Origin of the sequence: Phytopseudomonas dryadis, from assembly GCF_004327355.1 — a bacterium.
Lineage (GTDB): Bacteria > Pseudomonadota > Gammaproteobacteria > Pseudomonadales > Pseudomonadaceae > Aquipseudomonas > Aquipseudomonas dryadis.
The window spans coordinates 26242-44139 of sequence record NZ_QJUM01000027.1; the positions used below are offsets into that span (position 1 = coordinate 26242).

Below are 17898 nucleotides of genomic sequence, written 5' to 3' on the forward strand. Positions count from 1 at the left end.
GGTAGAGCGACTCTGGCGCGTATATATAGCATTTAGCCATCGCGCGCGGGTAATGGCTCACAGTTTCTCAACTCTGTGGGCCGCCGCGCGGATTGACGATCAGCGGGTGTTCCTGTTGTCCCGGCCATTTGCTGGCAATGGCGGTGGTGCCCTCAGGCAAGTCATACAAGCGGCTGACCAGACCGGTGGCGCTATCCACATAGGCCAGGCTGGAGCGTTTCGCGCCGTCGTGCAGATCCTCGACCACCGCCAGCAAGCCCAGGCCCCAGGGCTGGTTTTCCAATGACAGGATACGGGGTGCTTCGCCAAACCCATCGGCGAAACGCAGAACGGCAAGCGTCTGAATCCCGGAATCGCTGTTCATCCGCATCAGACGACAGTCGTGAACGAATACCGGCAGGCTATTGCGCACACCGATGCCGGAGCCGCAGGCGCGACTGGACTGGAAGCCCACATTCGGCGAGTAATAGCTGTAATCGCCCCCGACAATGACCAGGTCATAGGGGGTCTCGTAGTAGCCATTGTCAGTAGTGCTCACCAGCATCCAGTGCTTGTCGCCCTGAATGGCGAGGCCCTGTACGGTCTCGCCAGAGTATTCGTTGCCTAGGGTTTCCAGAACCTCTCCGCTGGTCGAATCGATGCGCCTCACCTGCGCGCGGGTGGTGCCGTAATCCTCATCGTAGGCCTGGGTGCCGAGCCAGATGCGGCCATGGCCATCGAAGTCCAGGTCAGTCGCTTCGATCGCCAGGGTCGAGAGACGCTCCGCTGCACCGGTCAACCCCTGCTGCTTGTACAGCGTGCTTCGTCCATCGACGTTGCGCAGGCTGTACAGCTCGAAATCCGGCAAGTCATCGCTCGACAACGGGTTGCTGCCCAGGCGTACTTCCAGCTCGTCGCCGAAGCCATCGCCATCGCTGTCGGCGCCGCTGGTGGAGGTTCCCAGCGCCACCTCCAGGCTGTCACACAGCAGATCCAGGTCGCTGTCATCACAGGCGGTGAAGTTGGCCAGGGCTGCACGATCCGCCCTGGAGAGACCCGTGAGGGCACCCTCGGCAAGACCGCTGAGCACCGCTTCGGTATCCTGGAATCGGCTTTCGCCATGCTCCAGGCCGGCGAAGTTCAGGACGTTGCGCTTCTCGCCTGGCGGAATCACCAGGCGGTAGCCGATCCGGGCGTTCCCTTCGCTTATTTCAGCCGCCTTCAACGTGGCACGCCCTGCAGCGTCGGCGAACACGCTGACCAAGCGCGCGTCCAGGCCATCCTGCTTTATTGTCCAGGTCAGGGAACTGTCGTCGCTGGTCAGGTGCTCATCGCCCGAGGAGGTTCGCACCTCTAACGCGTTGCTGTAAGCGTAGTTGTGGTAGGTGTAGTAACCGGGCTCGACCACCATCGGCTGGTCGCTGATATTGATGAAGCGATCCAGAATCCGCAGATAGCCACGTCCATCCTCCGGCACCTGGAACTCACGGCTGAGCAGCAGGCCGGACGAGGTTTCGTACAGCGACGTGCGCAAGGCGCCATCCGCGGTTCTGGCAAAGTCGGAGTAACCGGGATTATGGCTCTGCAGTTCTAGCAACCGCTCGTTCAGCAGTGACAGACCATCCTTGTCGACCACCGACACGCCGCCATAGTTGTTCAACCGGTAGCCGACCCCGGACTCGCTGAAGAGGAACTGCTCGCCCGTCACCACGTCACGCAGATCGTCCCCCGGACTCAGCGGATCGCTGCCATCGACGAACAGCTCATCGCCGTCGTTGCGCCCGGAACCATCGCTGTCGGCCTTGTAGGGCGACGTCCTGGAGATCCTGACTTCGTAGGCATCGGGCAGGGTATCGCCGTCGGTGTCCCGGCTATGGGGGTTACTGCCGGCGCGGAACTCTTCCAGATTGCTCAGGCCATCGCCGTCGTCATCACTCTCAGGGGTGAGGTTGCCGTACTGGTACTCGAACAGATCCGGCAACTGGTCGCCGTCAGAGTCTGCCTGCAACGGATCACTGCCGCCGCTGAGCTCCGTGTGGTCAGGCAGGCCATCCTCATCGGTATCGGCTTTGTTCGGGTCGGTGCCGAGAGCGATCTCGCCGGCATCGGGTATGCGATCACCGTCGCTGTAGGCAGACATAGGGTCGGTGTGGTGAACGCGCACTTCGTCATAGTCGCTCAAACCATCGCCATCGCTGTCGGCGCTATGTGGATCGGAACCGGCCTGCTGTTCCTCGAAGTTGCTCAGGCCGTCCCCATCCGGATCGGCCGCGGCGATGCCCGGCTCGGCGGTCAGCGGATCGAAGCCGCTGTACAGCTCGAACGCGTCCCACAACTGATCGCCATCGGTATCGCGATTATCCGGGTCGGTACCGAGCAATAGCTCATGGGCATCGGAAAGTCCGTCCTGATCGCGGTCGGAGCGGCCCGGCAGGTAGCCCACTTCGACCCGATAGGCATCGTTGTCGTCAGGCGCATAGGTGACCACAAGGCCCTGCAGATCGTTGCCACTGTAGAACCACTCCTGCAGGCCGCTGCCTTTGTGCACCCGGTAACCGTGCAGACGGGAAATGTCCATATCGAAGGTCGCTCCGCTGTCGCTCGTGCTGAAGCGAGTCTCACGCGAATACCAGTCACCCTCCAGCACGTCATAGAAGCGCTGTTCTATACGCCCGTCCCGATGCAGGATCACCTGGACGGTCATGCTGCCTGCGTTCGTTTCCCCGTAGGGCGTCGTCCATCCGCGCCAGGTGAGCGCAACAAAATCCAGTTGCTCGTTCAGGTACAACTCGCCGCTGTTGAAGTAACGGCCCAGCGGCACGATATCCAGAGAACCGATGTGCAGCCGCTGCTCGTAGGGATACACCACCATCCGGACACCGGGGAAAGCGAAACCGTCCGGCAGCATCAGCTCGTGCGTCGAGTAGTCGTCAATCCGATGGCCCAGTTCGCTGTCCCTGGGCGGCAGGATATAGCTGTCGTCCATTTCCAGGGTCAGGTCGCCGGCGTCGTTCTCGCCATCGCGTGCGAGTTCGACGTACGCCTGCTCGTGCAGATCCACGTCCAGCACGCGGTGGCGCAGGTCGATCAGCCACTTGGCCCGCTCACGACGCGCCAGCCCGTCGAAACGGAAGCGGCCGTCGGCATCGGTGATCTGCTCGAGCGCAGGAGCGCCATTGGCCGACATGGCATCGAACGCAGGGACGGGCTCTTGCTCACTCTCGCCTTCGCCAGTCAGCAGCGACACGGCGACCCCTGGCAACGGACGGCCGAGGACATTGACCACGCGCCCGCTGAGAATGGTGGGTGGCGGTTCCTCGACAATGACCTCGACGGGCACCTCGCTACGGTTGCCGCTGACGTCGACAGCCACCAGACGCAGCTGCAGGCCGCCGGCCTCGCTCATCGGCACGGCAAAGCTTAACGCCCCCAGCGACCGTACACTGTCGAGCAGCGTTTCGCCGCGCCACAGTTCGGTGACGTCGAGCAGGCCATTGTCGCTGACCCGGACCTCCAGCATCAGGTCGTCGCCGACATAGAACGGCCCTGCCGGCAGGTTCGACTCGATAAGCGGCGCCTGGGTATCGGCCACGCTCGGCTCGGCGTCCTGGCCATCGGGGATGCCGTCGTTGTCGTAGTCCGGGTTCTGCGGGTCGAGGCCCAGCGGAATCTCGTCGGCATCCGGTAGGCCGTCACTGTCGGAGTCGACCAGGGTCTGCCAGTTGACGAGGTCACGCAGTTCCTCGACGGTCAGGCCGACTTCCGCGAAATTCGGATCACTCAACTCGTCGAGGACGCGCTTGGCCTCGGTGCGGCTATGGTTCTGCACAGCGAAGTGCATCAGGATCTGACGTCCACCCGCTGGCACGGTCAGGTCATAGGTCACGTCATAGTTATTCTGATTGCCCGAAACCGCGCTTGGCCGGCTCGGTGCACCGAAACCACCGAACAGGATGCCGGCCGCCGGCCGGCCCTCATGGTCGTTGGCGTCATCGGTCAGCAGGTAGCGGTCATTCGTGTCGAACTGTTGGTCGCCCGACGAAGTGGCGATGATGCTGCGATTACCCGTGTTGTAGAAATTCCCGCTGATCCTGACCTGTACCGTCAAGGGCTGGCTGCCCGGGTTCTCGAATACCTCCATGAACCGCGCATAGCTACGCTCAGCCGGCACGTAGACCTTGCGCTGCACGCGCATCCCGCTCATCTGCCGTACCGGGTAGGTCATCTCACGCCCGCCAAGACGCAACCAGTAACGCGCCGACTCGTTGTTGGTAAAGTAGGTACCTGCCACCCTGAGGCGTTGAGCGTCACTGAACGCATTATCGGTTCCAGTCTCTACGTTCCCGTAATAGTTATAGAAATCCCACTTGTAGAGGTTGTCGAGCGTCTTGTAGTAGCCCCACTCCTCACTCTCATAGGTCAGTTCGCTCTCTGGAATCGGGCTCACCGCACGACGGCCCTCAGCGATCAGTTGCAAGTCGCCGATGTCGCCCAGATCGACCAGGTCGTCCATCGAGGTCAGGACAATGCGTTTGCTGGCCTTCATCGCCTGCGCGCCGAACAGCGTACTGGCCGTGACATCGAACTCGCGCTCGATGCTGAACAGCGACGCACTGAAGCGGCCCTGGGCATCGCTGTCGACCTTCACGCCCAGTAGCTCGACCTGCACATTGGCCACAGGCTGATCCAGCGCGTCCACCACCCGACCGTGCAGGCGTAATTCCGGCACCTCGTGGATGGCCACCGTGGCCTCGGCCTCCGCGACGTTGCCATTGCTATCGACGACCCGCAGTACCAGTTGGCTGCGCTCGGCATCCGGCAGCAGGACGGTGAATGTCTGTTGGCCGCCCTGCCCGCGTGTTTCAAGCAGCTCACCGTCCTGGAACAATTCGACGCGGCTGATCAGGCCGTTGTCCGAGATATTCGCCGTGAGGTCGAAGCTCTGTCCGGGATAACGGCGCTTGACCTCGATCGGGGCAAGACTGACGGTCGGCGCGCTGGTATCAGGCACGAGCGGCTCGGCATCCTGCCCATCGAGAACCCCATCGCCATCGCTATCCGGATTGTCGATATCCGTGCCCAGGCGGACTTCATCCGCATCGCTGAGGCCGTCCTCGTCGCGATCGTAGAAGGCGAAGAAGTTCACCACCTTGCCGGCCAGGTCGTTATCGAGATTGTCCAGGCCCATGTCCCTGAGGCGGCGCAGATTGTCGGCCGTGGCCAGCGCCGAGTCGACGGAGCCCTCCAGGGTGGCGAAGTGCATCAGCACACGACGCTCGCCCGCCGGGATACGCATCTGGTAGTCGGTACGCCACGCGCGACCGTTCTGGCTGACGGCGCTCACGCCCTGACGACGCTGATGGTTGCCGGCAAACACGTGCAGCAGCACCGGCCGCGTGGCGACCGCCGTATCGCGCAGGGCGATATAGTCATCGTCCAGCGCCAAGCTGGCATCGCCGCTGCTGGTGATGATCGCCGTCTGGCTGTCACTGGCGCCGTAGTAGGACTGCAGGCGCAGGTCGACCACCTGTTCCTGGTTGGTCGGGTTATCGAGGATTTCCAGGTAGCGCACATAGGCGCCGCCTACGCTCGGCACCAGCACACGACGGCTGACCACCAGGTTGTTATAGCGCCGGGCTTCGTAGTGGTACTCGCGACCGTTGGCGCTGGTGGTGGCGTGGTTGTAGTTGTAACCGTAGGTGCTACCGCCAATGGAGAGGCGGAAAGCCCAGTAGTTCGGATCCACGGCCGTGCCCGCAGTGGAATGCAGGTCAGCGCCGTAGTAGAAGTTCCAGGCGCGATTGTTCTCGTCACTGAGCGTGACGTAGCCGCCGACATTGGGCCGGTCATCGCTGGCATCCTTCGGATCGCTGCCATCGACGAATCGTTCGTTGATATCGCGACGGCCACCCGTATCGCTGTCCGCCTTGAGCGGATCGCTGGCCGGCACACCTTTAACCTCCCAACCATCCAGCAATTCGTCGCCATCGGTGTCGGCATTGCGCGGCAAAGTGCCAGCAAGGAACTCTTCCAGGTTGCTCAGGCCGTCGTTGTCGGTATCGTCCTGGGCCGCCACGTTGAGCAGGTTGTGGTCGACCTCGAACTTGTCCGGCATGCCGTCATCGTCACTGTCCGCTTTCAGCGGATCGGTGCCATGGCTATGGATCTCGGCATAATCGTCGAGGCCATCGTCGTCGCTGTCGGCACGGTCAGGTCGAGTACCACGGGAGACTTCATCGAAATCGAAGAGGCGATCCAGGTCGGTATCGCGGGTCAACGGACTGGACAGGTGCAACAGCACCTCGTCGCCATCGCTCAAGCCATCGCCATCGGTATCCGCCATGCGCGGGTGAGTACCGGCTTCCTGCTCTTGCAGGTTGTTCAGACCATCCCTGTCCGGATCGGCTTGGGCCTGGTTCTCGTCGACCAGCGGATCGAAGCCATAGCGGCGCTCGAAACCGTCGTTCAGGCCATCGCCATCGCTGTCGACATTGTCCGGATCGAGGGTAAGGGGTACTTCGTCGCCGTCGGCAATACCGTCCAGATCGGAATCGACCTGAGTGACCCAGTTGGCGATATCGCGGTGCTCTTCGACGGTCAGTTCGGGCTCCGCATAGTTCGGCGCGGCCAGGGCCTGGAGCACGCGCTCGACTTCAGCACGGCTGCTGTTCTGCACCGCGAAATGCAGCAGGGCCTTGCGGCTGCGCGCCGGGACGGTCAGCGAATAGGTGACGGAATAGCTGTTCTGATTGCCACTGACAGCGCTGGGTCTGAGCGAGGCGTCAGGGCCGCCGAACAGAATCCCCGAGGCGAGACGCCCCCCCCTGTCGGTCGCGTCATCGGTCAGCAGATAGCGGTCTGCCGCACTGAATAGCGTATCGCCCGATGAGGTCGCCACCACGACACGGGTGCCGTCATTGTAGAAATTGCCATACAGGCGCACCGGCACGGTCACCGCCTGGTCGGTGGTGTTTTCGAACAGATCCAGATAACGGGCATGACTGCTATTGGCCGGCACATGAATCTTGCGACTCACCAACAGCGAGCCCATGCGTTTCTCGGGCAGTGTCAGCTCGCGCCCATTCAGGCGTACCAGCAGCGAGTAAGGAGAAGCATTGGTGTAGGTCGAGCCATTGACCGAGAGGTACTGGCCCCCATTGAATCCCGAACTGTAGTTGCTCTGGACAGCCCCATAATAGTTGTAGAAGTACCAGGTAACCTGATTGCTCAATACCCTATAGGCGTTCTGCTCCCTGGCCTCGTAGGCCAGATGCCGGGCCTGGATCGGATTCACGGCACGACGGCCCTGGGCGGCAAGGACAAGGTCGCCGACATCGGAAATACCGGCGCGGATCGGTACGAAGACCTCACTGAGTGCGCTGACTTGCTGGGCACCAAAGTGGGTGACAGCCTTGACCTGTGGCTGCAACAGCACTGTCGCAGAATTCAAGGCAAACCGGCCGTCGCTCCCAGTAGGGACGGTCACAGCAGACTCATCATCACCTGAGGGAAAATCGCCTCGAACAAATTTGACCTCATCAACGAATGTCCAAGGCCCATTGGCTTGGAGTGTAAGACGCACATAGCGACTGGAAATGTTCAAGCCATTGAGTTCCAGCATCGGATGAGGTGCGTGAGAGGCAGAGTCGAGATTATTCTCGGCATTCGCCGCAATGTTCAGCGCCCCCACCGCGACCCACTGATCGCCTACTTTCTGCGCAACCTCGAAAGATGGCAGAACGATGTTGGTCAACCTGTCCTGGGTAGAGCCGACCGAAATCCCGGTGATGGTTTCAACGCGACCAAAATCAAAGTCAATGTTGACCGTCCTGGCGGTCCAACCCAGCCACTCGTAGGCAATACCCTGGCCGAAGTTGGCAGTGATACCGGCAACACCTATCTGCCCATCGATCAGTTGGTGTGCAGTGTCGTCGGAGTAGCAATAAGAGCCGCAGCTAGTCGACTGATCGAAGCTGTAGCTTGCCGGCATCACAGCGGTTGGTGCGTAGGCGTTGACCAATGAAACCACAGCCCCTTCCACCGGCTGCCCGGAACTGTTGAGCACGCGCCCGACAACCTGCGTACCGGCATCCTCGACGATGCCGAAGCGCTGCACGGGCGTGCGGCGCTCATTGCCGTTGGTATCACGGGCACTGACCTCCAGGGCGAGCTCGCTGCCTTGTGCCGGCACCAGCATCACGTGGGTATAAGGTGATTCGGTATAGGTCGCCAGTACGGCGCCGTTGGCATGGAAGGTCACTGAGGCGACACGGCCATTGTCGCTGGCATCGGCGCGCAGGCGCAGTTGCTGGCCATGCACGAGACTGCTGCCGGCCGCGGGCTCGACCAGGCTGACCGATGGCAACACCAGGTCTTTCTCGGTCGGCTCCGAATCCTCGCCGTCGAGCAGGCCGTCCTTGTCCATGTCGGCGTCCAGCGGATCCAGGCCAAGGGCCACTTCGACACCATCGCTGAGACCATCGCCGTCGGTATCAGCGACTTTCGGATTGGTCAGCGTCTCGAGCAGTTCCTGCTTGTTGCTCAGGCCGTCGCCGTCGTAGTCCCGCTCGGCATCGGCGGAGTTGTTCGGGTCGAGGATATCGGCGTAGGGGCCTTTGGTTTCGATGAAGTCGGACAGGCCGTCGCCATCGGTATCCAGCAGATCCGGTCGAGTGGAATAGTTGTAGATTTCCTCGTAGTCGGAGATACCGTCGTCGTCGCTGTCGACCTTGAGCGGGTTGGCCTTGTACTGGACTTCCTGGGCGTCCAGCACGCGATCGTAGTCGCCATCCTCGCTCAGTGGATCGCTATTATGCTGGTTCACTTCGGCACCGTCGGACAAGCCGTCCTCATCGCTGTCGACTTGCCGCGGGTTGGTGCCCAGTTCCTGCTCGCGCAGGTTGCTCAGGCCATCGCCATCGCTGTCCAGATGCTGTTCGCCAGGTACCAGTGGGTCAAAACCGTACTTGACCTCGAAACCATCGAGCAGGCCATCGCCGTCACGGTCGGCGTTGAAGGCGCTGGTGCCGTGGGCGTACTCGTAGACATCCTTGAGGCCATCCTGGTCGCTGTCCTTGAGGGTCAGCTCGCGCATCATCACCAGGATGCCCGGGTGGTAGATGGTGAACAGCGGGTCAGTGTCAGCCGGACGGCCCAACTCGGTCGGCGTGAAGCCGAAATAGACCTGCCCGGCACCGTAAGCGTAGCGGATGGCGGTTACGCGTTTGTCCGCACGAACATCGGTGAACATCAGCGGCACGCTACCGGGCGCCAGTTTGTCCATCGGCATATATGCACGGCCGGAGTAGTAGGTGTTGCGGTACGGCCACCAGGAGCCAACACGGCTTTCGCTCGCCTCCGACCAGCGCAGCACCGGCGTCAGGCGAGTACTGTTGCCCGTCCACACCAACTCGGCGGGCTGGCCGGGTACATCAGCGAGCACGGTATTGGAACTGGTGTTGTAGTCCTCGCTGAACAGCAGCGTGCCACCGTTCTCCACGAAGGCGAAGACCTTGGTACGGTTGTTCGAATAGTTGCTGTTGCCATAGAAGTTCCGCGAGCTATCCACCATCAGCATGTCGACTTGCGACAGGTCGAAGGTGGCCAGGTTGTTTACCTGCACCGGTTCGTAGCCAGCACGCTCGATGATCAGCCGCTGCGAGAGCTGGCCGGTGTTGAAGCGCGCATTGAAGTAACCCACGCGCACCTTCGGCTGCTGCAGGGTGATCACCCCCACGTCGGTGGTGCCGCCCCATACCGGCTCGACTTCCGCCGAGGCGCTGGTGACCGCCTCACTGCCGAGCAGGCCGTTGGCGATGACCATGACGCGGCCCGGCGCCACCGGCACTTCGGTGATGACAAAGCTGCCGTCGTCCTGGCTGCGCGCGGTCAGGCCGTCGACCTCCAGCTGTGCGTCGGTCACCGGCGCACCGCTGCTGTCCAGCACGCGTCCGATCACGGTGGTCAGCGGGTCTTCGATCAGGCTGAAACCATGTTCACCGCTACTGCCCTGGTTGTTGTTGGTGTCGGTGGCGATCAGTTCCAGACGCAGGCTGTCGGCCTCGCTCGGCAAGGTCATGTCGTAGGTGAAGGGGGCCGCATTCAGCAGCGCCACCTGGGTGCCGTTGAGGCGCACCGCCACACGGGTCACGCGGCCGTTGTCCTGCAGCGCCGGGGTGATGGTCAGGCGCAGGCCCTTGATCAGCGCCTTGCCCGGTTCCGGGTTGACCAGGGTCACGCTCGGCGCCTGGGTATCCTTGATCAGCGGTTCGCTGTCTTCATCATCGCGTAGACCGTCACCATCGGTATCGGGATTCAGCGGGTCGGTACCGAGCTGATCGACCTCGACGCCGTCGGAGAGACCATCGCTGTCGGTATCGGGATTGTCGATGCGGGTACCCAGCAACGCCTCGCGAGCATTGCTCAGGCCGTCGTTGTCCTTGTCCTGGCTGCCGTCGGCGGCATCGCTGGGGTTCAGGCCCATCTGCAGTTCCAGGGCGTCCGGGATACCGTCATCGTCGGTGTCGGCCTTGAGCGGCGAGGAGGCGGGAATGTTGCTCACTTCCTGGCCATCGCTGAGGCCGTCGCCGTCGGTATCGCGGTTGAGCGGATCGGTCTTGTGGGTCAGCACTTCGCTGCCATCGGAGAGGCCATCGCCATCGCTATCGGCCACCAGCAGCCTGGTGCCGGCCGCCTGCTCCTGCAGGTTGCTCAGACCGTCACCGTCCATGTCTTCGGCAGCGTCTTCGATACCGTTGCCGTCGCTGTCACGCAGAGTCGGATCGAGACCTGCTGTTTCCAGCTCCAGGCGATTGCTCAGGCCGTCGCCGTCGAAGTCGCCCAGCGGGTCGAACACCTGCACCTGCAGCGTGTTGCCCATGGCCACGGCCTTGGCCGGGCTGCCCGGCAGGGTGCCGCTCAGGCTCAGCGGCAGGATGGCGCCGTCGTCCAGAACGTCTTCAGCGAACAATTGCGGCACCGTGAGGGTACGGGTCGGGCTGTAATACCAGTTGAACGGCTGGCTGTGGCCGCCGAGGCTGGCGCTGCCATTGCTGACGCTGTACCAGGCGAGACTGCTGGCCAGGGTCAGGGGCACCTGGTACTGCTGGCCGGCGAGCAGCTTCACCGGGCCGCTGACGGCGAACAGGGCATGGGGCGCACAAAGCTCGCCGGCCTGTTCGCGCACTTCGTCGCCACGGGCAATGCCGCGCAGCCCGGAATCGCTGCTGTCATAGCGATAGCAACGGCCCAGGGCCAGCGGCGGCTGGGCGTCCAGGGTCAGGCGCCGACCGTCGGCGCTCAGACTCATGCTGGCGCTGCGCGGGCTGTTGCCCTCGAAGAACTGCAGGGCGCTGCCGTCGACCAACTGCACCGGCTCGTCGAACTCGAACCAGGCGCGCAACTGGTCGCTGCCATCGGCGGCTTCGATCAGGCTGCGCACGATCTCCGGCGGCTGCACGGTGAAACTGATACGGAAGCGACTGTCCAGGTTCAGCGCCGGCTGTGCGTCGGCCGGACGGCTGAGACTGAGGCTGACCTCTTCGTAGATCTCGTCGGTCACCGACAGCCAGGCCTGGCCATCGGTCAGTTCGACCAGTGCACCGCCGGCTTCGCCGTTGACCGCAGCCGAGCCGCTGACGCTGACCTCGACGGCGAGGTTGGCGGGTTTGCCGTCGAGCCGGCTGATGGCGTTGCCGAAGCGGTCCTGCAGCATGATCTGCAGGCGTACGTCCTGCTTGACGCCACGGGCCAATACGTCGCCATCGGCCTGCACCCGCCCCTGTTCGTTGAGCAGGCGCAGGTGACTGGCCGGCGCTGCCAGCACGCTCAGCGGCAATTCGCTGTAGCAGCAATTGACATAGCCGCGGCTGTCGTAAACGTAGCGGATGTTGAGGCCGCTGGCGGCGACCGGCAGGCTGAACTGGCCGGCGGACTGGCCGGCCTGCAGGGTCAGGGCAGCCTGGCCGTCATTCAGGGTGACGCGTACCTGTTCGACGGTCTGGCCGTTGAGGGTCGTGCTGCCGATCTGCACGCCGGCTCCCGGCGCCACATGGAAACCGGCCGGCAGGGTCAGGGTCAGCACGGCGCTGTCGTCGCCGGTCACGTCGTTGTGCAGCAGATCCTGGGCCTGCACCTGGAGCACCACGCTGTCACCGGCGACCATGGCCGGCAGATGGCTGAGCTGCAGGTTGCGGGTCGGCCCCGGCGCAATGTTCAGGTTCAGTTCGGCACGGGCGATCTGGCTGAACTGCGGCAAGTCGGCCCAGAGCTGGTAGTCGCCCGCTACCCGGTCGGCGTTGAAGGTCAGGCTGGCGTAGCCATTGCTGTCACTGGTGCTGCTGCCGACCGCCTCCACATAGCCATCGGCAAGCCGGCGCAGGCGCCACTGCACGGGCTGTTCGGGTACCGGGCGAGCCGCTGCGTCGAGCACCTGCACACGGTACAGGGGACGATCCTGCACGCGCGTCCGGGCCGGGTTGTCATTGCCCTGTACGGCCTGGAAACGCAGCAGGTTCGGCGACTGGGTCAGGGCGATGCCGTATTCGCGGCTCAGGGACGTCTGGCCGATGCGGTCGGTCAGTTCCACCTGGATGCGGAAGACATCGCCGGCCAGTGCGCTGTCCGGCATGCGCAGGTCACGGCTGTAGCTGTTCCAGTAGTTGCCGTTGGCACAGCGGAAGTAATCGTTGCTCCCGTGCAGGCAGCTGAACAGCTCCTGGCGTGTGCTGCCGAGCAGTTGGAACACGCGCAGGCCGAGGCCGGCGGTATCGTCCAGGGCGCGCAGGTTGCCGAGTTGCAGATTGACCAGGCCGCCATAGACGCCACGCGCCGGCACGCCGACTTGCAGCGACTGCGCATCCGGGACGCGGTCGCGCACCACCCGCAGGTTCTGCGCGGACGACTCGCTGACCTGGCCGCGACTGTCGGTCAGGCGCACCTTGAATGGCTGCGTCAGGCTGCCGTCGACACGCTCGGTACGGCGATCCAGCACCTCGAAGCTGCGCTCGCTGAAGGCGGGCAGATCGACCTCGTGGCGGTCGGTGAAGCCGTTCCACAGCAGTTCGACGGCCTTGATCGCCACATCGTCGCGAGCGCTCAAGCGCACGTTGAAGGTACTGCGCTCGATGATTTCGCCAGGCAGGCTCAGGTCGGCGACTTCCGGGAAGGCATCGTCGATCACCGTGACCCGCAGTTCGCTGCTGGCCAGGTTGCCGGCCAGGTCGCTGACGCTCAGGTGATAGACCTGCTCGCCCAGGCTGCTGGCGGCATCCTGGTAGATCAACTGGTTCTTGCCGAAGGACACGGCGACCACCTGGCCGTTGCGCGTCAGCGTAGCCTTGTCCAGCGCGCCGTCGGCGTCGCTCATCTGCGCGGTGATACGCAGCGGATAACCGCGCACGGCCTTGTTTCCCTCGCGGATCACCGCTTCGCCCTGGTAGTCGAGGGTGACGCTCGGCGCCTGGTTGTCCTGATGCCGGTAGAAACGTCGGGCCGACGATTCGGCGCTGTTGCCAAACACGTCCACCGCGCGCACCTTGAGGTACTGGCCGCTGGCGGCACCGTCCAGTGCCAGGTTGACGGCGAAGGGCTCGGCCTTGCGCAACGCGACACGCTGCCACGGCCCTTGCGGCTCGGCCGCGAGGAGGAACTCCACCTGCGCCAGGGGCTGCTGGCTGCCCTCGATGCGGGCGCCGACGGCCATGGGCAACGGCAGCCAGGAATGCTCGGACAGTTCCAAAGTCACCGTGAATGGGTTGGCGACGCCCTCACCCGGCTCCAGGAACAGCTCCCGTGCCCTGGACTGGCGCACCACGCCGTAGATGTCTTCCACCTGCAGGTCGAGCCTGAAGTTCTGCCCGCCGGGCAGCCCGGCCGGCAGGCGCAGGCGGGTGTCGCTCAGGGCCTGCCCGAGCAGGCTGGCCGGCTGGCCGTTGACGCTCAGGGCAAGGCTGCGCGTGGCCCCGTCGGGCAGGCCGAGGGGCAGTGGCTGCGCCGCCTGAACCCGGGCCCCGGCCAGGGGTTCGAACAGCGCGGTGGAAGCCGCGCCCAGACCATAAGGCAGTTCGAACAGCTGCACACCCTGGCTGGCGAAACCCAGGGCGAGGCGGTTGTGCTCCATGGCCAGGGCACTGCTGCGCTGGGTCAAAGCCAGCCGGCTGCCGGCGATCGGCTGAGCGCTGGCCAGATCCAAAGCGACCAGACTGTAGCCCTGGGCCTCGGCGCGCTCGACCCAGAGCAGATTGCCGGCCAGGTACAACTGGCTGACAGCGGCGCCGCCGAGTAGCTCGCTACGCTGACGATCATGCAGGTCGTAGCGCCAGGCGCGCTCGCCGGAGCGGTAGAACAGTTGGTCGCCGTCGAAGGCCAGTTGCTGAACGTCGCCGCCCAGCTGCGCACTGAGTTCGCTGACCGGCTGTGCGACTTCGGCACCCAGGTCGACCAGGAACACCCGCCCGCTTTCGCTCAGCGCCACCACCAGGGAACCCCAGGCCGACAACTGGCGCAGGTTCTCCTGGGCGGTCACCGTCAGGCTGCGGGTCTGGCTCAGGTCGTCCAGGGCGGCGAGCTGCAGGCTGCCACCGCTGGCTACCAGCAGGTACTGTCTGGACAGTGCCAGGGCCTTGGTTTCCAGGCCGTTGAACAGGGTTCGGGCAGACAAACCTGCCTGCCGCGACAGGGCCTGCACACGCTGCGCCTGGGGCTGCAGCACGAACCAGTGCGTGGCACTGCCCAGCACGTCGCTGGCCGCCTGGGTGAAGGCCTGTTCGGGATACAGGGTCGATTGCCAGGCACCGTCGGCATCCTGGCTCAGCAGTTGCGCACCGTAGTTGTCGGCAGCCACCAGCAATTGGCCATCGCGCAGCGCCAGGCCGGTGACGCTGCCGCGGGTGGCGACCTGCGCCTCGCGGCTGTCGTACAGCGATACAGGGCCGGCGCTGCCGCGCACCGGCGCCAGCACCTGCCCCTCGCTGCCGCCCAGCCACAGCTTGCCGCCGGCCCACTGGGCGGCGCTCACCGAGGCGGCGCGCAGCGGCCAGTCGCCGACCCGCTGCGCGGTGGCGGCGTCGATCAGTTGCAGCCGCTCGCGGCCCACGGCCAGCAGCTGGCCCGGCAGAGAGAACAGACGCTCGGCGCGCAGGCCGTCGTGGCTGACGCTGCCCTTGAGCTGGGCATCCAGGCGCCACAGGCGTCCGGCACGGTCCAGCAACTGCAGGTGGTCGCCGCTGCGCACCAGGCTCAACAGGCCCTCGCCGTCGAACGATGCCAGACGCTCGCCACTGGCCGAAAGACGCAGCACCTGGCTGGCGGTCATGACCAGGAAGCCATCGGCATACGGCATCAGTTGGCGCACCCCGGCGCTCAGGGTCTGGCTGCCACTACTGCTCAATTGCGCGCCGAGGGCGTCGATCCAGTATAGCTCACGGCCGCTGGCGGCGAGGATACGCTCACCCTGTACCGCCAGGTGGCTGAGGGGCGCGCTCAGGCTCAACTGGCCGGCGACCTCCAGCCCCCGCTGCGGATCGAGCAGGCTCAGTCCGAAGCCCTTGACGCTGACCAGCAGGTAGTGATGCAGGTAATCCATGGCGCCGATCTCGCCGGCCAGCCGCTGACGCAGCCCCTGGGCATCATGCAGCTCGGCGCCTCGGGCCAGCCAGTGGCCTCCGACGCCTGGCAGCATCTGCTCGAACGGCACCCGAGTATCCTCGACCTGCAGCGTCCAGGCATCCACCACTCGGGCGCTCCAGCTGCGTTCCTGGCGATTGCCCAGCTCGTCGTCGATCTGTGCGCGTACCCGCAGGGCGTCGATGCCGGCCGGCAATAGCAGGCTCAGCCGATCGCTGCCGCTGGCCAGCAGGCGGTCGTTGCCGTCCAGGACTTCCAGGCTCAAACGGTAGGCCACGGCGTCCACGCCGGTCAGTTGCAGCTCGACCTGGCTGCCGGCATAGAGGATGCTCGGTAGTCCGACCAGTTGCGGCTGCGGCAGTTGCTGGGCCGGCGCCACGCGCAGGTTGAGCTGCTGCTCGCTGTAGTGGAAATCCTCGCCGAAGAAGGCCCGGGCGCGCAGGCCGAAGCTCTCTTGTACGCTGACCTGGGGCAGGCGCAGGCTGAAGCGGCCCTGCTGGTCGGCTACCAGCAGGCGCTGCAGCAACTGGCCATTGAAGCTCAGCAGCTCGATCTCGACCCAGGCCGGCTGCTCGCCAACCTGATAGCTCAGTTCGAGGATGCTGCCCTCGGCAAATACCTGGTTGTTGCCTGCGCCGCTCAGGGTCAGGCTGCTGCTCGGCTGGTTCGGCTTGCCGTTGAGGGTCAGCGGCTGCACGCCGGCGGGATCCTGCCATTGATAGCTGGCGCCGCCGCTGGCCGGCATGGCCAACCAGGCGAAGCCCTGGCGCAGGCCGCTGATCAGCGCCTGGGGCTGGCCGTCACGGCTCAGGCCGGCGCCCTGCCCCTGGCTGCCAGCGGCGAAGCCCGCAGCCAGCGGCAGGCGCGCGCCGGCACTGAGCACCACGCCATCGCTTAGGCTCAAGCTGGCGGCCTGGACATTGCCTGCGGGCACCGTCAGTTGTACGGATTGTTCGCCGGCGTGATCCTGCAACAGCAGGCTCGGACTGGCCGGCGAATTGGCGATCAGCCAGGCCCGCCCCTGGCTCAGCGGCCGGCCGAGGTAGCCGTCCAGCTCGCCCTGATACCACAGCGGCTGCGCCGCCAGCACACGGCCCTGCTCGTCGCGCAGGCTGACGTCGGCACGGCCCAGGGCGGCCTCGGCGGCAAGCGGCAGGCCACTGACCAGCACGCCGAACGGCAGGCGGGTAACTTCGGCGTCCAGCGCTTCGCGGGCCGGCGCGCTTACCGCCAGGGGCTCGACCACCAGTTGCTGCATGGACTCCTGGCGCTGCAGCGACACCAGCCGGCCAGCGCTGAAGACCAGGGCCTCGCGCTCGCCGCCCAGGGCGCCGAGCCGTTCGCCGCCGCGCCAGGCCTGCCAGCTGTCGCCGTACAGGTCGTCGGCGACCCGCAGCCAGCTCAGTTCGCCATCGAAGACAGCCTCGGCGATCCGCCCTTGCACCGTCAACTCGACACTTTCGCCCAGGCTCCAGCCCTGGGTGTCATGCACCAGGCGCTGGCGCTGCGCCGTGGTAGCGCTCCAACTGAGCAACTGGTCGCCATCCAGGGCGAAGCCCTGACGATCCGCCAACGCCAGGTTGGCGACGCGCGCCAGTTGCGGCAGGCGGGTATCGTCCAGTTGCAGCAGTTGCAGGCCGGCGTCGGTCAGCACCGCCAGGCGCTGGGCATCCACCTGCACCTGACGTATCGGCTCGTCAATACTGATCCCGACCAGCTCGCTGAAACCACTGGCGTGTACGGCGTAGCCGCCGAACTGCTGGCCGTGACGGACGAACAGCAGATCGCCGTTACCGCCGACCAGGGTGCCGCCGATGGCCTGCTCCTGGGCGCTGCTCCAGGCGCCGTCCTGCCAGCGCCAGAAGCGCAGGTAATCCTGGCCGTCACGGCGTACCTGGGCGACCAGGCCGCTGCCGGTGAAGGCCAGTTGCTGCACACGGCCGGCGTCGCGGCTCTCCAGTTCACCGTCGAGGGTGCGGATGCGGTAACCGTCGCGCTGGCGGTTCTCGACCCAGGCGGCACCCGCCTGATGCCCCGGCAGGGCGATCAGCTGGCTGGCGCTGAAACCTGTATCGATACCCTCGCGGCGGCTCTCGGCCTGCAGGTAGGCCAGTTTGTCCAGTTGCCGGCTGGCCCGCTTCTCGTGGCCGGAGCGGTCGCGCAGCAACGCCTCGATACGCAGGGCGCTGCCCTGGGTGGCACTGTTCCACACCTGGCGCTGGGCGCTGAACGGCAGCGTGACCGGGCTGTCGGCATCGCTGGGGTCGAACAGTTGCAGCTGCGAACTGCTGGCGA

Annotated in this window: 1 protein-coding gene (only partly in view); it reads right to left on the reverse strand. The window is 64.8% G+C overall.

The window, feature by feature from the left end; genetic code table 11:
- Nucleotides 1-67: 67 nt before the first annotated feature.
- Nucleotides 68-17898: the 3' portion of an Ig-like domain-containing protein gene (locus tag DNK34_RS20100; protein ID WP_131177301.1), read on the reverse strand. Its footprint extends 25015 nt past the window's final position; the window shows 17831 of its 42846 coding nt (coding positions 25016-42846); the start codon falls outside the window, past its right edge; it ends in the stop codon at nt 68-70.